General features: G+C 59.7%; 24 protein-coding genes. 17 read left to right on the top strand and 7 right to left on the bottom strand.

Annotated features, from left to right (window positions below; genetic code table 11):
• Nucleotides 1–119 precede the first annotated feature (119 nt).
• On the top strand, nt 120–728 hold the full coding sequence (gene recR / locus FIV03_RS03665; protein WP_152508697.1) for a recombination mediator RecR: 609 nt from the start codon (nt 120–122) through the stop codon (nt 726–728).
• A gap of 48 nt (nt 729–776) precedes the next feature.
• Here the strand turns inward: recR and FIV03_RS03660 are convergent, their stop codons facing one another.
• Entirely contained in the window at nt 777–1523 is a 747-nt protein-coding gene (locus FIV03_RS03660) for a class I SAM-dependent methyltransferase (protein ID WP_152508696.1), read from the bottom strand.
• A 183-nt stretch (nt 1524–1706) separates the two neighbouring features.
• Between FIV03_RS03660 and FIV03_RS03655 the strand changes: the two genes are divergently transcribed.
• From FIV03_RS03655 to FIV03_RS03625, 7 genes are all read left to right on the top strand, one after another.
• Complete coding sequence (locus FIV03_RS03655; protein ID WP_022999041.1) at nt 1707–2387, top strand: sulfate transporter family protein; 681 nt, start codon at nt 1707–1709, stop codon at nt 2385–2387.
• Between the two features lie 130 nt (nt 2388–2517).
• Nucleotides 2518–3453 carry a glutaminase gene (locus tag FIV03_RS03650; protein WP_152508695.1) on the top strand — a complete coding sequence of 312 codons (936 nt, stop codon included), beginning with the start codon at nt 2518–2520 and terminating at the stop codon, nt 3451–3453.
• Between the two features lie 277 nt (nt 3454–3730).
• Nucleotides 3731–4129, top strand: coding sequence for a succinate dehydrogenase, cytochrome b556 subunit (gene sdhC, locus FIV03_RS03645; RefSeq protein ID WP_055657171.1), 399 nt, complete (start codon nt 3731–3733; stop codon nt 4127–4129).
• 10 nt (nt 4130–4139) lie between these two features.
• Complete coding sequence (gene sdhD / locus FIV03_RS03640) at nt 4140–4523, top strand: succinate dehydrogenase, hydrophobic membrane anchor protein (RefSeq protein WP_022999038.1); 384 nt, start codon at nt 4140–4142, stop codon at nt 4521–4523.
• A gap of 5 nt (nt 4524–4528) precedes the next feature.
• Complete coding sequence (sdhA, locus tag FIV03_RS03635; RefSeq protein WP_152508694.1) at nt 4529–6355, top strand: succinate dehydrogenase flavoprotein subunit; 1827 nt, start codon at nt 4529–4531, stop codon at nt 6353–6355.
• Nucleotides 6356–6367: 12 nt separating this feature from the next.
• Nucleotides 6368–7213: an FkbM family methyltransferase gene (locus FIV03_RS03630; RefSeq protein ID WP_031268686.1), complete on the top strand. Its 846-nt coding sequence runs from the start codon at nt 6368–6370 to the stop codon at nt 7211–7213.
• Nucleotides 7214–7272: 59 nt separating this feature from the next.
• Nucleotides 7273–8055 (top strand): succinate dehydrogenase iron-sulfur subunit, encoded by a 783-nt coding sequence (locus FIV03_RS03625; protein WP_031268685.1) that lies wholly within the window; start codon nt 7273–7275, stop codon nt 8053–8055.
• Nucleotides 8056–8390: 335 nt separating this feature from the next.
• On the opposite strand, the gene FIV03_RS03620 is transcribed toward FIV03_RS03625, so the two are convergent.
• Both FIV03_RS03620 and FIV03_RS03615 read right to left on the bottom strand, forming a co-directional pair.
• Complete coding sequence (locus FIV03_RS03620) at nt 8391–9215, bottom strand: methyltransferase domain-containing protein (RefSeq protein WP_209009847.1); 825 nt, start codon at nt 9213–9215, stop codon at nt 8391–8393.
• Nucleotides 9176–10366 carry an S-adenosylhomocysteine hydrolase gene (locus tag FIV03_RS03615; RefSeq protein ID WP_152508693.1) on the bottom strand — a complete coding sequence of 397 codons (1191 nt, stop codon included), beginning with the start codon at nt 10364–10366 and terminating at the stop codon, nt 9176–9178. The genes FIV03_RS03620 and FIV03_RS03615 overlap by 40 nt, the downstream gene beginning before the upstream one ends.
• A 249-nt stretch (nt 10367–10615) precedes the next feature.
• On the opposite strand from FIV03_RS03615, the gene creD reads away from it, so the two are divergent.
• The 5 genes from creD to FIV03_RS03590 all read left to right on the top strand — a co-directional run bounded on the left by creD (nt 10616) and on the right by FIV03_RS03590 (nt 14665).
• Entirely contained in the window at nt 10616–12082 is a 1467-nt protein-coding gene (gene creD / locus FIV03_RS03610; RefSeq protein WP_152508692.1) for a cell envelope integrity protein CreD, read from the top strand.
• Nucleotides 12083–12260: 178 nt separating this feature from the next.
• Nucleotides 12261–12644: a VOC family protein gene (locus FIV03_RS03605; protein ID WP_173013972.1), complete on the top strand. Its 384-nt coding sequence runs from the start codon at nt 12261–12263 to the stop codon at nt 12642–12644.
• A 34-nt stretch (nt 12645–12678) separates the two neighbouring features.
• On the top strand, nt 12679–13056 hold the full coding sequence (locus tag FIV03_RS03600; RefSeq protein WP_152508690.1) for a VOC family protein: 378 nt from the start codon (nt 12679–12681) through the stop codon (nt 13054–13056).
• Between the two features lie 353 nt (nt 13057–13409).
• Complete coding sequence (msrA, locus tag FIV03_RS03595; RefSeq protein ID WP_152511807.1) at nt 13410–14006, top strand: peptide-methionine (S)-S-oxide reductase MsrA; 597 nt, start codon at nt 13410–13412, stop codon at nt 14004–14006.
• A gap of 137 nt (nt 14007–14143) precedes the next feature.
• A complete protein-coding gene (locus tag FIV03_RS03590) occupies nt 14144–14665 on the top strand; it encodes a hypothetical protein (protein WP_022999027.1) in 522 nt (173 codons plus the stop codon).
• Between the two features lie 29 nt (nt 14666–14694).
• On the opposite strand, the gene recQ is transcribed toward FIV03_RS03590, so the two are convergent.
• The 3 genes from recQ to FIV03_RS03575 form a co-directional block, all read right to left on the bottom strand.
• Nucleotides 14695–16584: a DNA helicase RecQ gene (recQ, locus tag FIV03_RS03585; protein ID WP_022999026.1), complete on the bottom strand. Its 1890-nt coding sequence runs from the start codon at nt 16582–16584 to the stop codon at nt 14695–14697.
• Nucleotides 16585–16739: 155 nt separating this feature from the next.
• A complete protein-coding gene (locus FIV03_RS03580; RefSeq protein ID WP_022999025.1) occupies nt 16740–17633 on the bottom strand; it encodes a 1-acyl-sn-glycerol-3-phosphate acyltransferase in 894 nt (297 codons plus the stop codon).
• A 117-nt stretch (nt 17634–17750) separates the two neighbouring features.
• A complete protein-coding gene (locus FIV03_RS03575; protein ID WP_022999024.1) occupies nt 17751–18128 on the bottom strand; it encodes an MAPEG family protein in 378 nt (125 codons plus the stop codon).
• A 234-nt stretch (nt 18129–18362) separates the two neighbouring features.
• Between FIV03_RS03575 and FIV03_RS03570 the strand changes: the two genes are divergently transcribed.
• The 3 genes from FIV03_RS03570 to FIV03_RS03560 all read left to right on the top strand — a co-directional run bounded on the left by FIV03_RS03570 (nt 18363) and on the right by FIV03_RS03560 (nt 20297).
• Nucleotides 18363–18818 carry a hypothetical protein gene (locus tag FIV03_RS03570; RefSeq protein WP_208984382.1) on the top strand — a complete coding sequence of 152 codons (456 nt, stop codon included), beginning with the start codon at nt 18363–18365 and terminating at the stop codon, nt 18816–18818.
• Nucleotides 18819–18918: 100 nt separating this feature from the next.
• On the top strand, nt 18919–19440 hold the full coding sequence (locus tag FIV03_RS03565; protein WP_022999022.1) for a protease inhibitor Inh/omp19 family protein: 522 nt from the start codon (nt 18919–18921) through the stop codon (nt 19438–19440).
• Between the two features lie 74 nt (nt 19441–19514).
• Nucleotides 19515–20297: a hypothetical protein gene (locus FIV03_RS03560; protein ID WP_022999021.1), complete on the top strand. Its 783-nt coding sequence runs from the start codon at nt 19515–19517 to the stop codon at nt 20295–20297.
• 303 nt (nt 20298–20600) lie between these two features.
• Here the strand turns inward: FIV03_RS03560 and FIV03_RS03555 are convergent, their stop codons facing one another.
• Nucleotides 20601–21158 carry a GrpB family protein gene (locus FIV03_RS03555; RefSeq protein WP_152508689.1) on the bottom strand — a complete coding sequence of 186 codons (558 nt, stop codon included), beginning with the start codon at nt 21156–21158 and terminating at the stop codon, nt 20601–20603.
• A gap of 172 nt (nt 21159–21330) precedes the next feature.
• Here FIV03_RS03555 and zapE point away from each other — a divergent pair, with 172 nt between their 5' ends.
• Nucleotides 21331–22488, top strand: a complete 1158-nt coding sequence (zapE, locus tag FIV03_RS03550) for a cell division protein ZapE (RefSeq protein WP_031268680.1) — start codon at nt 21331–21333, stop codon at nt 22486–22488.
• The last annotated feature ends 73 nt before the right edge of the window (nt 22489–22561 follow it).

Raw genomic sequence — 22561 nt, 5'->3', positions numbered from 1 at the left:
CTCGGCCATGCCTCGTAAGCCGGCCTCTTGGTCGCTTCCTGGAAATCAGGGGAGCGGTCCGGCCGGATTGACGCGGCAGGTCTTTCAGGTGGTCGTCAACGCGCGCTGAAGAGAAAACCATGGCACAGAAAAGTGTGGCAGGACCGGAAATCGAACGGCTGATCCAGCTCTTGGCGAAACTGCCGGGTCTTGGCCCGCGTTCGGCACGCCGTGCCGCGCTGCATCTGATCAAGAAAAAGGATCAGCTGCTGGTGCCGCTGGCGGACGCCATGGGCATCGCGGTTCGGGAAATCGGCATCTGCTCGACTTGTGGCACTGTCGATACGTCCGATCCCTGCACCATCTGTTCAGATCCGAAACGCGACCAGAGTGTTCTGGTGGTGGTCGAGGATGTTGCCGATCTGTGGGCGCTGGAACGTGCCGGCGCGGTCAATGCCCGTTATCACGTCCTGGGCGGAACCCTGTCACCTCTCGACGGCATCGGCCCGGAGGATCTCAATCTCGGCTCGCTGATCGACCGTTGTGGGTCGGAAGGCTTTTCGGAAGTCATTCTGGCGATCAACGCCACCGTCGAGGGGCAGACAACGGCCCACTACATCATGGACCAGCTGTCTCATCTTCAGGTCAATGTCACCCGGCTCGCCCATGGGGTGCCCGTCGGCGGCGAACTGGACTATCTGGACGAAGGCACGCTGGCGCAGGCGCTGCGCGCCCGGACGCGGTTCTAGAAACGCGCTGGAAACCAGGCACCTGGCACACTGCCGAAGCCGACAGCCTCACTTCTCATACAAAAACGCGGCGCAAAACAGATCGCCGGGAAACCGGAAGATCTCCCGGTTTGATGTAAAACCAGCTGTCTTGCCCATCGCCAACCAGTCTTCCGGGGTTTCGGGAAAGTCGTGCGTGCTGATGTGTTGCCAGAGGTGGTCATATTCGGCGTCGGTAAGTGAACGAAACCTGTGGCGCAGTTCTTTCTGCCAGCGGCGTGTATAATCGGCTCGTGTTTCGCCGGGCAGGCACACAGGCTCCGCGCAGACGAAGACACCGCCCGGCTTGAGCGCGTTGCGGATCGCTGACAGCATTTCCTGTTTTTGCGCGCGCTGAAGATGATGGATGGAATAACCGCACCAGATGAAGTTGGCGCTGGCCGGACGGCTCACGATGCCCTCCACCATGTCCTCTTCGGCAAGTTCCACATCATACGGCACGTCCTTCATCACCCGGGCAGCACATTCCAGCGCCGGGCGTGACAGGTCGAGGCCCTCGTAGGTCGCAACCTTGCTGTTCTGAAGCACCGTATGCGCAAGACTGGCGTCGCCGCAGGCCAGATCCAGAAAAGCGAAAGGCTTGTCAAAGCGTCTGCCGATCTCGTCGCGCAGGAGCTGGCCGATTTCCCGGTGGTGCATTTCATTGGCACGCACCAGCTTGTGGTAGATGTTCCACTCGAACTGGAACATTTTCAGGGCTTCGGGTGCCAGCCCCTTGGTGATGTCGGTGTCGGGGGCGAAATGAAGATGCAGCATCGTGCGGTCCGAGCCTGGGGTAGAAAGTGCCGGCAATGAACTGCCGCCCAGCAAATGCTAGTTTCAGAAGCGTAATTTCACAACAATAAGTTTAGTTTTGATCCGGTTACTGTCCGCGGGCTTGCACATGAACGGCGCTGCACTTATGTCGAGGCGGTCGTTCACGAGATATTTGAAGGTGTCATGTTCCAAGCTGCTTCCCGCGCCATGTCCGAGGTGTTTGAACCGCCGTTCCGGGCAATTTTCTGGAAGATGCTTGGCTTTACACTTGGCGTTCTGGTTGTCATCTGGATCGCCCTTCAGGGCGTGATCGCCGCCTTCGTCGCGCTGCCCTATGCCTGGATGGACACGGCAATATCCGTTCTGACGGGCATTGGTGCAATTTTCGTACTCGGCTTCCTGATTGCGCCGATTTCAGCGCTCTTTGCCGGCCTCTTTCAGGACGAGATCGCCGATATCGTCGACAAGAAGGACTATCCGCACGACCAGCCAGGCCGCGCACTGCCGCTGTCGCAGTCGATCGTGCAGACCATCAAGTTCACCGGCGTCGTGATTTTGGGCAACCTGTTTGCCCTGGTGCTGCTGCTTGTGCCCGGTGTCAATCTGGTCGCCTTCTTCATCGTCAACGGTTACCTGCTCGGCCGGGAATTCTTCGAATTTGCCGCCATGCGTTTCCTTCCGGCGGCCGAGGCGAAGGCATTCCGCAAGGCGCGGGGCGGAACCGTTTTTCTCGGTGGCCTGATCATCGCCGGCTTGCTTGCCGTGCCGATTCTCAACCTGGTGACGCCGATCTTTGCGACCATCTTCATGCTGCATCTTTTCAAGTTGCTGGCAGCGCAGCGGCAGAATGTGGCGCGCGCCTGAAGACTGTCTTGCTCTTGCGGGGCGGGAGACCACGCCCGGCAATTGAGGCTGCCAGGATGGCGTCACGTCACCCGACACTTGCATATCCCATGGCAATCTGACCAAGTGCCCCTCCGAACCGGAGGAGCACATGCAGGAATTGCTGACGGAAATCGCGGAAGCCGCTGCGGCCAATCCCGACAAAGGCAATGTCGCGACCTATATTCCCGAGCTGGCAGGCATCAATCCCAACCAGTTCGGCATAGCCGTCGCTCTAGCCGATGGCAGGGTGTTTACAGCCGGCAATGCCGATGTGCCGTTCTCCATCCAGTCCGTCTCCAAGATTTTTGCCCTTGCTCTGGCGCTCGGCCGGGTGGGAGATCAGCTCTGGTACAGGGTTGGACGCGAACCCTCCGGGCTTTCCTTCGATTCGATCCTGCTTCTGGAGCGGGAAGATGGCATTCCCCGCAATCCGTTCATCAATGCCGGCGCGCTGGTGACCACGGATACCTATCTGGCCGGGTCAACCCCACGGGAAGCTCTGGGCGAATTGCTGCGCTTTATTCGCGCTGCCTGCGACGACGACAGCATCCACATGAACGAGAAGGTCGCGAAGTCGGAACTCGCCACCGGACACCGCAATTTCTCGCTTGCCCATTATCTGGCGTCCTACGGTAACCTGCGGGCTTCCGTCGACAAGGTGCTTGGCACCTACTGCCATCAATGCGCCATTGAAATGTCCTGCCGGCAGCTTGCGCTCGCCGGCCGCTTTCTGGTGGATGCGCCCCGGATGCCGGGCCTTGTTTCGATCGAGCGCCGGAGGCGGATCAATGCCCTCATGATGACTTGTGGCCATTACGACGGTTCGGGCGATTTCGCCTTTCGTGTCGGCATGCCGGGCAAAAGTGGTGTCGGCGGCGGCATTCTCGTGATTTCACCAAGTCGGGCGTCTATCGCCGTCTGGTCGCCGGGTCTGAACAAGTACGGCAATTCCAAGCTGGGCACGGAAGCAATGGAGCATTTTGCTCACAAAACCGGCTGGTCGGTGTTCGGAGTTCCCCACGGGGGCGAAGGGGCTCACGTTTAGGTCACTTTATCTCACCGGATGAATTTAAACGATATAGAAGTAGTTTCCTTGCAATTAGGCCTATAGGATATTTTGACCTTTGGAAGCGTTGGCGCTATTACGCACCTAGACAACGCTTTGATTTGCTTACGTTTGCGTAAACGTAAACTGGGGTGAGGTGAGTTGAGGTTGGGTCGTTTGGCCAGGAGGCCGCGCCGGTTCGTCCGGGGTCGGAACCAGGTTCAAACGGGTCATCTTAAGCGCATTTCGCTCTAGCGTCGTACGGGAGAGGAATTCCATGTCGAACGCCGATCTGCGGGGCAACCGCCCGCTGTCGCCCCATCTTCAGATTTACAAGCCCATTCTGACGATGGTCATGTCGATTCTGCACCGCATCACTGGCGCGGCGCTTTACTTCGGCACCGTCCTGCTGGCCTGGTGGCTGATCGCCGCTGCGGCGGGCCCCAGCTACTTCGATTTCGTCAACGGCATCTACGGCTCGATCATCGGCCGTCTGATCCTGTTCGGCTTCACCTGGGCGCTTGTGCATCACATGCTCGGCGGCCTGCGCCATTTCATCTGGGACATGGGCGCGGGCTTCGGCAAGGAAGCGCGCGAGTGGCTCGCCAAGGCGACCATCATCGGGTCCGTTGCCGTCACGCTGATCCTCTGGATCATCGGCTACGCGGTTCGCTAAGGAGAGTGTCATGACAGATATGCGCACACCCCTGAACAAGGTACGCGGCCTGGGATCTGCCAAAGAAGGCACCGATCACTTCTGGAAGCAGCGTCTGACCGCTGTCGCCAACGTGTTCCTGATCTCGTTCTTCGTGATCCTGGTGATCGCGATGCAGGGTTCCTCCCACGGCGACGTGGTCGAGACCCTCAAGAACCCGCTCGTTTCGATCATCCTGCTCCTGGTTATCCTCTCCGGCGTCTATCACATGAAGCTCGGCATGCAGGTGATCATCGAAGACTATGTGCATGGCGAAGGCATCAAGTTCCTCACGTTGATGGCGAACACCTTCTTCTGCGCCTTTATCGGTTTCGGCTGCGTCTTCGCAGTGCTCAAGATTGGCTTTGGAGGCTGACCCGAATGGCCAAGACCTATGAATTTGTCGACCACACCTATGATGTGGTGGTCGTCGGCGCCGGCGGCGCAGGCCTTCGTGCCACGCTCGGCATGGCCGAGCAGGGCCTGAGAACGGCCTGCATCACCAAGGTGTTCCCGACCCGCTCCCACACCGTTGCTGCCCAGGGCGGCATCGCCGCGTCGCTCAAGAACATGACGCCGGACTGCTGGGAATGGCACATGTACGACACGGTGAAGGGGTCCGACTGGCTCGGCGATACCGACGCCATGGAATACCTGGCCCGTGAAGCGCCGAAGGCGGTCTACGAACTGGAACACTACGGTGTGCCGTTCTCCCGGACCGAAGACGGCCGCATCTATCAGCGCCCGTTCGGCGGTCACATGCAGAACTACGGCGAAGGTCCTCCCGTGCAGCGCACTTGCGCTGCAGCCGACCGGACCGGACACGCCATCCTGCACACGCTGTACGGCCAGTCCCTGCGCAACAATGCCGAATTCTACATCGAGTATTTCGCACTCGACCTGATCATGTCCGAAGACGGCGTGTGCCAGGGCGTGATCGCGTGGAACCTCGATGACGGCACCATGCACCGCTTTGCCGCCAAGATGGTGGTTCTGGCGACCGGTGGTTACGGTCGCGCCTTCTTCTCGGCAACCTCCGCCCACACCTGCACCGGTGATGGTGGCGGCATGGTGGCCCGTGCAGGCCTGCCGCTTCAGGACATGGAATTCGTCCAGTTCCACCCGACCGGTATCTACGGCTCCGGCTGCCTGATCACCGAAGGGGCACGCGGCGAAGGCGGTTATCTGGTCAACTCCGAGGGCGAACGCTTCATGGAGCGCTACGCACCGTCGGCCAAGGACCTTGCCTCCCGTGACGTGGTCTCGCGCTGCATGACCATGGAAATCCGCGAAGGCCGCGGCGTCGGCAAGGACAAGGACCACATCTTCCTGCACCTGGATCACCTCGATCCGGCTCTGCTAGCCGAACGTCTGCCGGGCATTTCCGAAAGCGCCCGCATCTTCGCCGGCGTGGATGTGACCAAGGATCCGATCCCGGTCCTGCCGACCGTTCACTACAACATGGGCGGCATTCCGACCAACTACTGGGGCGAAGTGCTGAACGCGGACGGCAACAATCCGAACCGCATCCAGGAAGGCCTGATGGCCGTCGGTGAAGCCGGCTGTGCATCGGTTCACGGTGCCAACCGTCTCGGCTCCAACTCGTTGATCGACCTTGTGGTCTTCGGCCGCGCGGCGGCGATCAAGGCAGGTGAGGTCGTCGATCCGAAATCGGCCGTGCCGGCGCCGAACGAAGCCTCCTGTGAAAAGATCATGGACCGCTTCGACAAGCTGCGGAACGCTTCCGGTTCCATCCCGACCGCCGATCTTCGCGACAAGATGCAGCGCGCCATGCAGGAAGACGCTGCCGTCTTCCGGACCCAGGAAAGCCTGGAGCAGGGCTGCAAGCGTCTGACCGAGATCTGGGGCGAAATGAAGGACCTCAAGGTCTCCGACCGTTCGCTGATCTGGAACTCCGATCTGGTGGAAACGCTGGAGCTGGAGAACCTGATGGCCAACGCCATCACCACGGTCTACGGCGCGGAAGCCCGCAAGGAAAGCCGCGGCGCCCATGCCCGCGAGGACTACAAGGACGGTCCGTTCGCCGGCCGCGACGACGAGAACTGGCGCAAGCACACGCTCTCGTGGGTCGACGAAGCCGGCAACGTCAAGCTGGACTACCGTCCGGTGGTGCTCGATCCGCTGACCACCCTTGAACAGGGTGGCATCGATCCGAAGAAGATCGCGCCGAAAGCGCGCGTCTACTAAGGAGACGGCACGGTGAGCCAGGTGGCAACCCTTTTGGACACGAGAAGTCCGTTCGGCACATATCCCGCCGAGCGGATGGTCCGGGCTGCCTGGCGTCTTGCCGACCGGCACGACCTTTCCAAGGGCCTGCGCAAGCGTATCCGCTCCCTGGTGGCGCGGTTCTTCAAGGGCCCTTACGACCTGGAAGCCGACGGTCTGAAGTTCCGGATCTATCCGGGTGAAAACTATGACGACCGCAAGATCCTGGCCAAGGGCCGCCTGCCGGAGCGCGAAGAGCACAAGCTGATCGAACCGCATCTGGGCAAGGGCAAGGTGTTTGTCGATATCGGCGCCAACATCGGTTCCTATTCGATCTTTGCCGCCGGTCTCGGCGCGGAGGTTGTTGCGATCGAAGCCAACCCGCAGACGGCAACGAAGCTCGGCTTCAACGTACGTGCAAACGACCTGGACACCGTTACGGTGGTCAATTCGGCCGTTGGCCCGCGCGACGATACGCTGCCGCTGTGGCAGGAACCGAGCAACTGCGGCTTTGCCACATTCGTGAAGGACCTGACCACCGGCGAATGGGCTGGCGACTGGACACCGACCTTCGTCAAGGTTCGTCCGCTGACGGCCATAGCCGACGATCAGGGCCTCACCCGGATCGATGTTTTGAAAGTTGATGTGGAAGGCTTCGAGGACCGTGTGGTCCTGCCTTTCCTGAGGCACGCGGACCGGAGCCTCTGGCCCCGCGTGATCCTGCTTGAAACCAATTGCCGGCCCTACTGGACCGAGGATTGCCTGAGTGAACTGGCAAACCGCGGCTACGGGGTTACCGGCCAGACGAATGACAACATGGTCTTTGAGCTCTCTGCCTGAGCGAAAGACGATTTGGCCCTGGACGCGAAACCAAGGGCCCAACGCGGAGCAGTAACGAGATGGTTCAGCTGACGCTTCCCCGGAACTCCCAGGTGACGGAAGGCAAGGTGTGGGACAAGCCGGAAGGCGCCACCAACCTGCGTGAATACCGCATCTATCGCTGGAACCCGGACGATGGCCGCAACCCGCGCGTCGATACCTATTTCATCAATGCGGACGATTGCGGGCCGATGGTGCTCGACGGTCTCATCTACATCAAGAACAAGATCGATCCGACACTGACCTTCCGCCGGTCCTGCCGCGAAGGTATCTGCGGGTCCTGCGCGATGAACATCGACGGCACCAATACTCTGGCCTGCACCAAGGGCATGGACGAGATTGCCGGCGACGTCGTCAAGATCTACCCGCTGCCGCACATGCCGGTGGTCAAGGACCTTGTGCCGGATCTGACCAATTTCTATGCCCAGCACCGCTCGATCGAGCCTTGGTTGAAGACAGTATCGCCAGCCCCGGAAAAGGAATGGCGCCAGTCGCATGAAGACCGGGTGAAGCTTGATGGCCTGTATGAGTGCATTCTGTGTGCCTGCTGCTCCACCTCCTGCCCGAGTTACTGGTGGAACGGCGACCGCTATCTCGGCCCGGCCGTCCTTCTGCAGGCCTATCGCTGGTTGATCGACAGCCGCGACGAGGCCACCGGCGAGCGTCTGGACAATCTGGAAGATCCGTTCCGGCTTTACCGCTGCCACACCATCATGAACTGCTCGCAAGCGTGCCCGAAGGGTCTGAACCCGGCCAAGGCAATCGCCGAGATCAAGAAGATGATGGTCGAACGCAGGGTTTAAATTGCGCGGCACCAGAAAATTGAAAGGCCGTCCCACGGGGGCGGCCTTTTTTGTATTGGTTCCGAACGACCTTGCCACCGTCATTCCGGACAAGTGCAGTGAAGCTGCGCACCGATCCGGAATCCAGATATCAGCGTGAGCGGAGCGAACACTCTGGAAAGATAAGGCAGCGCTATTCGCGCAGCATATTTCTGGATTCCGGATCTGCGGTCGGCTGCGCGCCTTCCTTGTCCGGAATGACGCGGGAAAACGCTTTTGCGTTTCACGGTGCCCTGTTCTGGTAGGACCGAAGCTGAGCCGGGATTACCGCGTTCTCAAGAAAAGCTCCACCGGCATCACCCCTTAGCCCGACACACCAGAAGCGAGCTGTTGCACCAGCCTCTGAACCCGGGAACACGACCAAGCGTGCGGGTAAGGGCGATTTCAGCGGGTTTCAGCGGGCCCCATTCGAAGGTCTTGCCGCGCAGGTGGTGAAACAGTTTCCCGTGGCGGTTGGTTTCCTCGTACCAGGGGCTGAGCATCGGCAGATAGGGCAGGCACGAGAGATAGCCGATGCCGTGCACCGACTCGATCGTGACCGCGCCGCCGATGATCTCCGACCATTCGTTCAAGGTCATGCGGACCTGGTGCTCGGCGTAGTGCAGGTGGCCCAGCTTCAGCCGGTCGAGGCGATAAAGCTGCGGGACCACGGCTAGGATCAGTCCACCCGGCGCAATGACCTCACCACATTGACGCATCACGGATTCGATCGCCGGGCCACGGCCTGGCAGATGCTCCAGCACGTCCAGAAGGGCGATCACATCCGGTTGCCAGGGAAGGTCGTCGCGATGTTCGGAAAGACGGGTGGCATCCAGCACGATGTCCGGTTCGAACGCCGCTTCATAATCGGCACCGCAATAGTCGAAATCCAGGCCGGTGTCGGCGAGATATTCTTTCGAAATCGAGGTCGAGCAACCGACATCGAGAATGCGCGGCGGCCGACCAAGGTCTTGTGCCCAGTCCCGGATGGTGCGGGCGACAATGTCGAACTTCACCGTTCCGTACAGGTTCCTCTGGGCGTTCGCGAGCTTCTTGACCAGATACTGCGAATGGACCGTAACTTCGGATTGCTCATCATCCGCTAGGTCTGGTCTCTCTGTTCGATCCAGAGTTTGGTGCACACTGCCTCTCCTTCTGTCGCCAAGCGGTGAATGCCGGGTTCGTAGGTGTAGGTGGTCAGGTCGGCCATCAGCACGATCAGTTCGCCGAGGATCAGCTCGACCACTTCATCGGCAACGCTGCCGGAGCCGGGAATGAAATTGGCCGGGTAGCCGTCGTTGACGAGGCAGATCTGCTTGTCCGCCCCCTGTTGGCCGGGAAGCTGGAAAGCCTTGATCGACGGATGAATGTCGCAGGCTGGCGACTGTTCCAGAAAATCGACGTCGATTTCGATACGCCGGGAACTGGCGCTCGCCACCAGGCAGCCGTTGCGAAGCTGCTGCAGCACGTCCCGGGTTATCGACAAGCGCCCTGCTGCCCCGACAACCAGGTCGCATTGCTCGAGATCCATGGGATGAAGGGTCGCCGGATAACCTGACAACCTTGCTTCTGCGATTTTAAGCGGGTCGACATCGATCAGCGAGACGATGACATCCAGCCGGCGCAGGGCCTTGGCCACGCCGAAGCCGATCCAGCCTGCTCCGAAGACAGCAGCGCGCCGGCCGGCCAAGGAGTTGCCGAGATCGCGCATGAGCCCATCCAGGCACCGGGCAATGGTCTCGCCGCAGCGTACAGCTTCCAGGCGCTTCAGCTCGCTGTCGGCACAGTGGAGCACAGGCACCCGCAACCGCGTCTGCCCGGCCCGCCACACGCCTTGCTTGGTGATCTCCACCACGCCTTCGACAAGGTGCAGCTGATCTTGAAACCGCTCGTGCAGCAATTCGACGGCATAACCACCGACTTCCTGAATGACGAGCTTCTGGTCGGAGGCCCGGCAGGCATCCAGGCTCTTCTGCAAGGCCTTGGCCAGGTCCTCTTTGAATTCTGGCTCGGTCTTCGGGCACTGGACCTTGTCGCCGTATACGGCCTGCCATTTCAGCCGTGTCACATCACTGCCGGAGGAATACGGGATGCCGATGATTGCATCGAAATCCATGACCCCTTCCAGCGCATCGATCATGCGCCTTGTGTCGTCAAACAGATGCGCCACCAGCAGATACCGGTGCGCTTCACTCTTGAAGAGATCGAGCCGCTTGACCAGCGCCGGCAGATAGTCCGCACGTCGGGCATAGGCGGGCGCGGCCGCGGTAGATATGTCGCTTAATGGATGCATTGTTGGTTATTCCGAGGGTTCTGCCATTCTGGCACTGCGCCGCCGGTACGCACAAGTGCGAGTTGTGAAATAGACAGGAAAAATGAGGCAGCAATCCAACAACTTTTGAGCCACTGCACAGGAACTGCACAAACAATACTGAAAAGCCGCTCGGCCACGCCCTTTTGTGTCCTGTTCTGTCTTCAATGATCGCCCTGTTGACCGGGTGCCCGCCTGACGGGACATCCTTCTGGCAGAGGGTTGATTTGCATGACAAGCGATACTGAAAACGACACCATTGAACAACCGCAGGAGCGATCTCAATTTTCGCAGCCCCGCTCACCCCGTGAACAGCCGGTCCGCCGAACGTCTTTTCTTGGGTCTCCGGCAGTCAAGTTCGTGATCATCGGAGTGTTGACCGTGATGTTGCTGGTGCCGAGCCTGTTCGTCTGGGTGCTGGTGGAAGAACGGGCCGAAAGAGCCCGGGATGTCGCTCAGGACATCGCCCGGTCCTGGGGTGGCATCCAGGAGATCAACGGACCCTACCTGGTTGTTCCGTTCAGCGAGACCTTCACTGTTTCCACCGGAGAAAACGCCAAGACCGAAATTCGCTGGCACACTGCCATCCTGTTTCCGGAAAAGCTGGATGTGAGTGGCGACATCTCCGTTCAGGAGCGCAGGAAATCGATCTATTCGCTGCCCGTCTATCATGGCAGCGTGACATTGAAAGGCCGGTTCGCCGCAACGTCGTCCGAAAACTTTCAGCCGCAGTTCGGTGGGCAAATCGACATTGCTGGAGACAAGGCGGTTCTTGTGGTCGGCATCGGCGACATTGCAGCGCTGAAAAGCGAGGTCGCACTGGTCCTGAACGACAGTGGTTCCGTGCCGTTCGAGCCTGGGCTCGGGCCACTGACCATGGAGCCGATACGGCGGACTGTTGCCACGATCAACGCGTCCGGTATCAACGCACCTGTCGCTGCGGGTTTGTGGCGAAACGGGTTTTCTTTCGACATCCCCATGCAGCTGAACGGCTCCACCGCTTTCTACGTTGCCCCGGCCGGTCAAACGACCAGCGTATCCCTTCAATCTGACTGGCCGCATCCCGGCTTTACCGGGGCATTCCTGCCGGAAGCCCGAGAAATCGGCGATGCCGGTTTCAACGCATCCTGGACCATCCCCTATCTTGCTCGCGGCATTCCAAAACTGGTGCTCGGACCCCAAATGCCGTTGCAAAACAAGGTTCTGGGAGTGCAATTCGTTGAACCCGTCAATTTCTATCAGACCATTTCCAGGTCGTTGAAATACGCAGTCTGCTTCATCAGTCTGACCTTCCTGGCGGTCTTCGTTCTGGAAATGCGCTCCGGATGGCGGGTCCATTGGATCCAGTATGGTCTGGTCGGATTGTCCCTGATCGTCTTCTACGTCATGCTGCTCGCCTTTGCAGAGCATGTTGGCTACGGCCTGGCCTATCTTGTCGCCGCTGCCGCCGCGACGCTGCTGAATGCGCTCTATATCGGGACTTCGCTCAAGAGCCGTCTCGCCGGAAGCGTGATGCTTGCGGTCCTGGCTGCGATATTCGGCGTGCTTTATGCGCTCATGCAGGAGCAGGACTACGCGCTCCTGATCGGTTCGATGATCGGGTTCCTGTCACTTGCCGTTACCATGTTTGCCACCCAGCGGATCGACTGGTCCGGGCAACAACAGGTTGGCACGGGGCCGCAAGCCGGAGCGGTCTGACGGTCATTCTGTCATTCCGGTATGTCGCCAATCCGGTCGGCGGTGTGGCTTCGCTGCGCCGCCGATTTTGCTTGGCATTTGCCGGTTGAGCGCATCGTAGCTCTAAAACGAGGCTTGCAATTCCTCCTTAAATGTTCTTATTTTGTTCTATTGAGGTGAGTGGGAGGACGTGATGTCCATTCTTGATCATATCGGTTTTGCGGTCAGTGATTTTCCGGCGTCTCGTGCGTTCTACGAAAAGGCCCTGGCGCCACTTGGCATCAAGGTGTTGATGGACGTCACCGCTGAAATGACGGGTGGACCCGCCTATTGCGGTTTCGGCGAGGACAAGCCGGACTTCTGGATTGGTGAAGGCAAAGCCCCCGGAACACCGGCGCATGTTGCCTTTGCAGCTTCGAACCGGGCGCTCGTCGATGCCTTCTACGAGGCTGCGATCGCAGCCGGTGGCAAGGATAACGGCGCACCGGGCCTGCGGCCGCAGTACCACGAAAATTACTACGGTGCTTTCGTACTCGACCCGGATGGTCTGAATATCGAGGCGGTCTGTCACCTGCCTGAATAAGTCCTTGTTTCCTGATTTCAATTTGGAGAAAAAAATGCACAAGAGCCGGCTGGGAGATCTGGTGATCGACTGTGAAGGTGGCGATATCGACCGCCATGCGGAATTCTGGGCCGGTGCGCTCGGGCGCACCGTTGAAGCTGAGCCGAAAAACCCACGCTATCGCCGTCTGATCGGCACGGAAGATGAAATCGGCATCCTGCTCCAGTCTGTCGAGCATCCCTCCCGCGTGCATCTGGATATCGAAACCGACGATCCGGAAAAGGAAGTTGCCCGGCTCGAAGGTCTGGGCGCGACCATCGTCCAGAAACTGGACGGCTGGACAGTGATGCAGGCAACCAGCGGTCACCGGTTCTGCGTCGTCAAACCGCAACTCGCCGGTTTTGAGGAGGCGGCCAAGGCCTGGGAGGACTGAGAACGGCCTGATCGGACATGGTTTTGGCTGCCCGAAATGAGGGGCCTCACGCCAGGCTCACGGGCATGTGCTGGTTTGGCGAGCGGAGTTGAGTTTGTCTCAGCCGCCGGGCGCGTTACCTCTTTCGGGTAGAATTCGAAGTGCCTTCACGGGTCTTCCAACCCATGAAGCGCATTTCAAAGTCGAAGACCACAGCTCGAAACCCAAGCGCGCTGGTCGTCTTTCCGTTCGGGGTTTCGCCATCTTCACCAGATTGGCGCCCCTTAGGAAAGGTCGACCACAACCAGCTGCCCGGAGGACCTGACATGAAACGCCTGCTCCCGCTCACTTTCTTTGCCGCGCTCGTGGCGTCGATGCCACCGGGTACCGCACAGGCCGAAACCGCGGTGCTTGCCGGAGGATGCTTCTGGTGCGTTGAATCCGATCTCGAAAAACTTCCCGGCGTGCGCGATGTCGTTTCCGGCTATGCCGGCGGGGAGACCCAGAACCCTACCTACAAGGATTATGATCGTGGCGGTCACCGGGAGGTCGTCAGGGTCGATTTCGACGAGAACAAGATCAGTTACGCCGAACTCGTCGGAATCTTCCTGCGCACCGTCGATGTGACGGACGCCGGCGGTCAATTCTGCGACCGGGGACATGCCTATTCCACCGCCATCTATCCTCTGGACGAAACCCAGGCGAAACAGGCCAGGGCGGAAATCGCGAAGGCGGAAAAGGCACTCGGCGGAAAGATCGTAACGCCGGTAGAGGCTCCGGCCGTTTTCTGGCCCGCCGAGAACTACCATCAGGCCTATTACAAGAGCCAGGTTCGTACGCTCACCCGCTTCGGCTACGTCACCCGCGCCGACGCCTACAAAGGCTACAGGAAAGGGTGCGGCAGGGATGCACAGGTCAAGGCCGTGTGGGGCAGCGAAGCCTTCAAGGGGTTGCCCAAGGCAGGGTCATAACATTCGAAAATGGGCCGTTTCCGCGGGGAACGGCCCAAAAGAACAGCATTTTCGTCGAATTTTCAGGCATCAATTTGCCGTAGGGTAAGGTGTACACTACATACTTTCAGTGGGCTTACGTCTGAAAGGACGCTAACATGCTGAGCTTGTTTGGAAGTCGCGTTACAGCAGAGCCGGAATTTATTTCTGAATTGAGAGCCGTCGAGACGGAAGACCGCCTTCGAAGATCCACCGCCGCCATGCTGGAAGCAGCAGGGTTGGAGATCTGTGACACCAACACACCGACCGAATTTGCGGCAGCTGCCACCGTGTCGATCATGAAGCTCGTGCTGAAAGTGGTCGAGCGGGACTTTGACGAACTGTGCTTCGAAAACCGATTTGTCACCGGCCTGTTCGGGTTCCTGATTGCCCATAACCTGACGCGCCGCACCAATGCTGATCTTGGTGTCGTGCTGGGTATTGCGGGTCTGGACCTCTTCTCGCATGAGGAAATCGAACAGATCTACAAGCTCGGCTCGTCCTACAGGCGTCTGCGCCAGCACCGGAACATGCATCTGGCGCTCAGGGACATCATCGACAGTTTCCTGTCGCATCCTGATGAAGAAACCTTGTCGGATCTTGCCGGGGTTTATCAGCTCTGCCTGCAGCAGGACGGTTGACCGGATTTCATCGGCAACCATCGTGGCGGTCATACGCCGGCTTCAAATGCCTCGACCAGCTCGAGGAACGCCTCGCCGTATTTTTCAAGTTTGGACTGCCCGACACCGGAAACGGCCAGCAGCGCATCTTCGGTCACCGGGCGCGCAGCGGATATCCCAGCCAGCGTCGCGTCTGTGAACACCACATAGGGCGGTACGCCCTGATCGCGGGCAATCTGGGTGCGCAGCCTGCGCAAGCGTTCGAACAGCAGCCTGTCTTCATGGTCCAGTTCATCGGCGATGGAGGCCGTACGTGAAGAACTCGTCCGTTTCAGGCCAGCCGCGCTCCGGTCCTTGCGCAAGGCGAGCTTCTCGTCACCGCGCAGGACGCTCCGCGCCTTTTCCGTCAGAACCAGAGCACCGAACTGGGCATGGTCGACATCGACGTAGCCTGCGGCGACAAGCTGACGGGCAATCGACTGCCAGGTCTTCTGCGGCACGTCCTGACCAATTCCGAAAACCGACAGCGTGTCATGGCCGAAGCGGGTGCTTTTCTCGTTGGTCTTGCCCAGAAGCACATCTATGACATGCGCCGTGCCGAAACGTTGACCAGTACGATAGATCGCCGACATCAGCTTTTGGGCAGCTTCCGTGCCGTCCCAGGTCTCCACCGGGGACAGGCAGGTGTCGCAGTTGCCACAGGGTTTGGGGTAGGTCTCGCCGAAATGGGCCAGCAAGGCCTGACGACGGCAACCGGCCGTTTCACAGATGCCGAGAAGCGCATTCAGCTTGGCATTTTCCGCGCGCTTGACCTCCTCGGGTGCATCGCCCTCGGCAATCATGCGCCGGCGCTGCACCAGATCTGCCATGCCGTAAGCCATGAAGGCTTCGGAAGGAGCGCCGTCGCGGCCTGCGCGGCCGGTTTCCTGGTAATAGGCCTCGACCGAAGACGGCAGATCCAGATGCGCGACATAGCGCACATCCGGCTTGTCGATACCCATGCCGAAGGCAACCGTCGCCACCAGGCACAGCCCTTCTTCCAGCAGAAACGCATCCTGGTTGGCTGAGCGCTGTTCCGCGGGCAGGCCGGCATGATAGGGCAGGGCCCTGATGCCCTTAGAGGTCAGCCATTCGGCGATGTCCTCGACCTTTGCCCGCGACAGGCAATAGACGATGCCGCTCTCGCCGGAGTGCTTCTTCAGGAAATCCAGCAGCTGCTGGCGCTGGTTGGTGCGCTCGACAATCTCGTAGCGGATGTTGGGCCGGTCGAAGCTGGTGGAAAAGACGGCGGCGTCTTCCAGCTGCAGGCGGGCCAGAATGTCTTTTTGGGTGTGCGGGTCGGCAGTCGCGGTCAACGCCACACGCGGCACGCCCGGATAGCGGTCGCGCAGACAGGACAGTGACATGTACTCCGGACGGAAGTCATGTCCCCACTGGCTGACGCAATGCGCTTCATCGATGGCAAAAAGGGCAATCTGCAGCGTGTCCAGGAACTTGCGGAAGCTCTCGGTGCCCAGCCGCTCCGGTGTCACGTAGAGCAGGTCGATTTCACCGCGGCGCAGGGCACTGCGAATGCCGTCCTGTTCTTCAGGTGACAGCGTGGAATTGAGGGCCGCGGCCTGAACGCCAGCGGCGCGAAGCGCACCGACCTGGTCTTTCATAAGCGCGATCAGCGGCGAGACGACGATGCCGACCCCACGCCGGCACAGCGCCGGGATCTGGTAACAGAGCGACTTGCCTGCGCCGGTTGGAAACAGAACGACAGCGTCGTTGCCGTCCACAAGCGTTTCGATCACCGCCTGCTGCTTGCCCCTGAAGCTGCTGTAGCCGAAAACCTTCTGCAGAACCGCAAGCGGCTTCGGCTCCGGACGCACGGTCGGAGCAACGGCATGCTGCACTGGAATGACTTCCTCCGCGGCAACAGCGGGCGAAACGGGCATGGGTGAGACGGGTCCTTTGATTCTCCCGCACAATGTCTTATTCGCGGAAGAAGGGCAATGAAGGCGGAACCGCGCCTGTGGATGACGTGCAGGCCCTGGTCAGAGCATCAAAAAATCAGATGCTTAGGAGACGCGTGGAGGCGGTGCGTTGGCACCTAGAACTCGGCGTCCGGATCCGTCGCCAGCGTTTCGGCGCAGTGAATGCGCATCTGTTCGGTCAGATCGCCAAGGTCGCCTTCAAGTTTTTCCGGCCGGATCGGCTTGCCGAAATGCACGTTGAACTTGGCATGTTCCTTGTTGAGCAATTCGTTGAAGACCGTCATGTCGCGCAATTCGGTCGACACTCTCGCAAGAAAATAGAACAGGCCGGAATTGCGCCCGCCCATGTGCATGGGAATGATCGGGGCCTTGTTCTTGCGTGCCAGCGCCAGGGCTGACGTCATCCAGGGCCGTTCTGTCAGCTTGCCGTCGTGCCAATAGGCCAGGCGCCCGGAGGGAAACAGCACCACCACCCGCTCCTTGGCAAAGGCGGAGGAGGCGAGCTTGATCGTTTCCTTGGATTTTTCGCGGGTCTTGAAGTCAGCACGCCATTCGACCGGAATGATCATGTCGGCAAGGCGCGGGTTGATGCGGATGGCATCGCGGTTAGCAAAGATCGCTAGATCGTTCCGGCGGGACTTGATCGCATCATAAAGGACGATGCCGTCGGCAATGCCGGTTGGGTGGTTGGACACCAGAACGACGGGGCCTTCCTGCGGAACCCGTTCAAGGCCAAGCGTGGTGACGTCAAGCGACAGCAATCCGCTCAAATGGGCAAAAACCTCCAGCGCTTCCATCTGCGCAATGGTGTCGGCCATTTCGACGGCGGACTTGTAGCGAAGGATCTTGTGAGCGAAGGGTCTGATGAAGGGCCACCACGGGCTGGCCATCACCAGCTTGCCCCGTTCGGCAATCAGAAGGTCGACGATATGCTGCTCAGAAATCTGCCTCTGTGCCGCGGCCTGACGGCGCGTCGGCAAGGTGTCTGTCGTCTGGTCGGTCGTCCGCACAATGCACCTCTGCCCACGAGATTACTGCCTCACTCCGATGCATCGTTAACGAAATCAGCCTCTTGGTGCAAATGATCGTTGTACGAATTTCAGGATCGGAATCCGCCCATCGGCGGCTCAGCTCCATAGGGAACTGGTGAAAATTGCCAGCGATGTCAAGAAGGAGGCTGCCCAGGCAAGCGAGCGCGGCGAGGCGCGGTCCGCCCAGTAGCAGCCGATATAAATGATCCTCAGTAACACGAAAAGCACGGCGAGCCTGTCGATCCAGTGCGGGTCGCCGCCCTGGTTGAGGCCAACGAAAACGGCAACCGCAAACAGGGGAAATGCCTCGAAGCCATTCGCCTGTGCCCCCTGTGCGCGGGCGCGGAAACCGTCTCGCCAATAGTCCGGGTCACGTGGGCGGGCGTTGTCGAAGGACTTGTCCAGTTTTGCCGGAAAGACGGAAAGCAGCGGCAGGATGGCGGCGGCAAGGACACACCAGAAGGCGACGGGCATGTGGGCTCCTCAGGAACGTGTTGCAGGTCTTGCGCGCGAATACCCGGAATGAGGCTGCAGCGGGGTACCGGGCTGCACGCGAGCGTTTGTGCGCATATCTATCAGGCTCGTGGAAGATATCCTCATGATTTTCGATGTTGCCCCGGGTTTGTCATAAAGTCTTCCCGTCCCGGCGCTAGGGGGAGGCCGCCCATGACGTGATTGGCATGGGCCGCAGCCGCGAAGGAATGCCCCTTGTCGAAAACAACCGTTCTGTTCGTCTGTCCGGACAACAGCCTGCTGTCGCCCCTGGCCGAAGCCTATCTGAATTTTCGGGCAGGTGGTCTGATGCGGGCGTTCTCCGCAGGTGTGGCTCCTTCCCAGGAACTGAGCCGGCATGTGCGCCGGATACTGTCAGCACGGGGAATTGATGCCAAAGGGCTTGCGCCCAAGCCGATCGACATTTTCCTGATGCCGCATGCTGAAATTCCCGACAGGGTCGTCTATCTCGCTGACCAGGTGCCGGTAGCCTTGCCGCCGCAATGGAAGACCACGACATCGAGCCATTGGTGGAACATTGCCGCAAAACCGCCTTTTCCGGATGGTTTTGGTGCCTGCGCCACTTATTTCGAGAAGATTGCCGAGGCGATCGACAGGCTTGTGGAGCCGCCAAAAACAGCAGGCAAGGCCGTCTCGAACCGGGTTGCCTGAGCGATCAGAAAACGGTCGATTCTCAGGATTTTGGATTTTCGACAAATTGTGGGCTAAGAGTTGCTCCCATATTGGGACGAAGGTGAGGGATTGATTCGTCATGATGCGCGCGGGAAAGTTTGTTTTGATCGTCGGCCTGGTGGTCCTGGCAGCTGGTTGCCAGAGATTGTCCGGAGGCCGGAATTATGCCGAACCGCTGCCGGCGACCCCGACTACACCCGTAGGCTCGGGACAGCTTGCACCGCTTGATCCCAACGCGCCGGCCGGCGGTCTCAACGATCCGTCGGCTCAGCCGACCGACCTGGCCAGCAACCCGGTTGCAGCGCCTGCCGATGCCAAGGAAGTTGGCCGGACAGACCTTCTGGGTGGCTGGAAAATCACCTCCGCTGGCGACAACTGCATGGCCTTCATGACGCTGACAACATGGTCCGGCGGCTACCGTGCAAATACCAGAGGTTGTGCTTCGCCTGTACTGTCCGGGATCTCTGCATGGGACCTGAGTGGCAATCAGGTGGTTCTGAAGGACGGCACCGGCCTGATCGTTGCACAGCTTTACTCCAGCGCTTCCGGCCAGTTCAACGGTCAGACGTCTACCGGATCGCCGATCTCGCTGTACCGTTAAGGCCCCTCCGTATTTATGCTGGACAGCTCGCGCTATAGGTGTATATTTGCATAGCTACCGGAAAGGCTGTGCAAATGTCAAAATATGAACCACTGCGGGAACACTTGGCACGACTGGAAGATGTTGTCTGGGCGGCCAAGCTGAACGAAGTCGAAGATATCATAGGCTCGTCGCTGCCCAAGAGCGCCCGGGAACACCGGACATGGTGGGCAAATTCCGGCGGCAGTCTCGTTCACCAGAACGCCTGGCTTGATGCCGGCTGGCGGGTAGAGCGAACCGATCTTATGCGCGATGTCATCGTCTTCCGCCGGTTGCGCATCGGCGGAACCGTGGCCGGGGTGTCCGCCCGTATGGATCGGACCGCCAAGAATCCGCAAAAAACTGCAGAAAAGCGGCTCACCAAGGAAATGGCGGCCCTTCGTCAGCCTGCAACCGTGACGTTGCGCTCCGAATGGACCACGCTTGGCGATGTCCAGCGCACGCCCTGTTCCAATTCCATCATTCCGCAGGAAGGCGGCGTTGTGCGCTTCGCGGCCATGGAAGGAGACGAAGTCGTCACTGCCATCGTCGCAACCTTGTCGGTTCACAAGGCCTATCGCAGCCTGCGCATGGCGATGAAGGGTCTGGACGACGATACCGGCAGCCGTGTCGGTACGGAGCTGTTCAAGAAGGCCGGTTTCGATGCTGCCGCACCAATCGAATGCGATGTCGTCAAGTCCGGCAATGCCTGGCTGCTGACCGACGGTCGTGGCCGCAAGGCCAATCTGGACGACCAGTCCGAGTGTTATCTGGTTGCCCAGCTGCTCTATCTTCAGGAAGTCCAGAACGGTCGCAAGACGGCCCTTTACCTGCGCTAAGCGTTGTCTGAGTGCTTTTTGCGCTCAGCCGGGCACAGGCATGATGGCCGGGTCCAGTCAGGCCGAGCCGTTTGGGCGTTCATGATTGCGTTCCTCCCGCACAGGACCCCTCCCTGTGCCCTGCGCCCGTAACCCTCCCACCGGTTGCGGGCGCTGTTTGTTCAGAGGGCGTATTGCCTTCCTGTTTCGAGTTCCTCAAGCTTCGGTCTGTGTTTTTCTGCCCATTATCAGTGAATTGCGAACCGGGCTGCTGGGTGCAGTGTTCCGTCAATGGGGGCAGTGATGGCGGGGCCGGAAGGAGCGTCATCGCTGGATCAGTCGCATACCTTCCCCTGAGAGCACGCCTTCGATGAAGGATGTCTTGCCGGAATTGTATGTTTCCCAGTCGGAGGGCGAACCGGCCTTGAGGGCAAGGTTCCGTTTCAGGGCGGCGTAGCGCCCGGCAAGGCTGGCATCGCCGCGCAAGGCGTCTCGAAACTTGCGCCTCTGCTCAGGTGAGGGGCAATCGGATGCACACAGACACAGCCGATGCGCGATAATCAGCTCTTGATTTTCCCTCTCGTTCGACCGGGGGCCTGGCCCGGCTGGCCGGGTCATTTGCACTCCGTCTTCCCGAAAGCGGGCGCCGAGATCATGGTAGCCATACAGCAGGAGGTCGTTGCTGAGTGCAGCCGGTGAAAATCCGGGAGCCAGCGTTACATCGATATGAAGTTTGGGTTTGGCAATCAGCCCAGGGACGGCCGTGGACCCGACATGGTCCAGGCGCAGGGCCCTTGCTCCCAGGAGATGTCCGAGGTCGTCGATCAGCAGGTCAGCCTGGCGAAACCAGTCCGGATTATGTGGGAGCAACGGAATGGACATGAGGTCTGAAATCCTTAAATTTCAAACGGTTGAAAAACAAATCCGTAAGAATGTGTGATCGTATGCAACCATATCATGACTTGCATCTGCGACGTTTTGACCTTATTCCGCCGTGCAAATAGATACGTCCAAGACCCCATGAATTCTCATGGAGGGAGCAGCACCCTTGAAGATGGAACTGCCGGTCAACCGCGCCCTGAGCGCCCGCTACGACGCGCTCATCGCGTCGGGTGAGATCAAGGAAGACCCCGTGCAACGGGAGGCGGTGCGACAGCTCGATCTCCTGAACACCCGTCTTGCCGAAACCCGCCTGGCCTCCAAGAAAAGTTCACTTGGCTGGCTGTTCGCCAACAAGAAGAACCAGCTCTGGGCCTCCGTACAGGGGCTGTACATGTGGGGCGGTGTCGGGCGCGGCAAGACGATGCTGATGGACCTCTTTTACGAGGTCACGGTCATCCGCCGCAAAAGGCGTGTGCATTTCCACGAGTTCATGACCGATGTGCACGAGCGCATTCATGCCCACCGCCAGGCGCACAAGCGCGGCGAGGTCAAGGGTGACGATCCGATCCCGCCTGTGGCGAGCCAGATTGCCGAAGAAACGCGGCTGCTGCTGTTTGATGAGTTCTCGGTGACCGACATCGCCGATGCCATGATCCTCGGCCGCCTGTTCACCCAGCTTTTCGAGCGCGGCGTCATCGTTGTCGCCACGTCCAACGTCGAGCCGTCTCTCCTCTACAAGGACGGGCTCAACCGCCAGCTGTTCCTGCCCTTCATCAAGATGCTGACCTCCAAGGTGGAAGTGCTGCATCTGGACAGTCCGACGGATTACCGGCTGGAGAAGCTTGCTGGTGCGCCGGTCTATGTCACGCCTCTTGGCGAGAGTGCAAACGCCCAGATGGATGAGCTCTTTGCCAAGCTGACGCACGGCATGACACCGCATTCCGAAGAGCTGGAGAACAAGGGCCGCAAGATTGCCGTTCCCTGTGTTGCGGCGGGAGCGGCCAGGTTCACCTTCGACGACCTGTGCATGCAGCCGTTGGGGGCAAGTGATTATCTGCGCATCGCTCATGCCTTCGGCACGGTGTTTCTGGACAACGTGCCCGTGCTGTCCAAGGCGCGGCGCAACGAAGCCAAGCGCTTCATCAATCTGATCGATACGCTTTACGATAACGGCATCAAGCTGGTGGTATCGGCTGAGGCCGAGCCGCAGGATCTTTACGTCGGCGAGGACGGCACGGAAGCCTTTGAATTCGACCGGACAGCCTCCCGGTTGATCGAGATGCGGTCCGAGGCGTACCTTGCGGGAGAAAGACGACAAGTACACGCATAGGTCTGCATTCCCTATAGGTGAATTATGCAGACGGGAAGATCTGAGAAAATTTGTCCGGCATCGCGCAATATTC

It is taken from the genome of Labrenzia sp. THAF187b (assembly GCF_009363375.1).
Classification (GTDB): Bacteria; Pseudomonadota; Alphaproteobacteria; order Rhizobiales; family Stappiaceae; genus Roseibium; species Roseibium algicola.
Note: the sequence above shows the minus strand (reverse complement) of the source record. Positions and strands in the feature narration are given on the sequence as shown.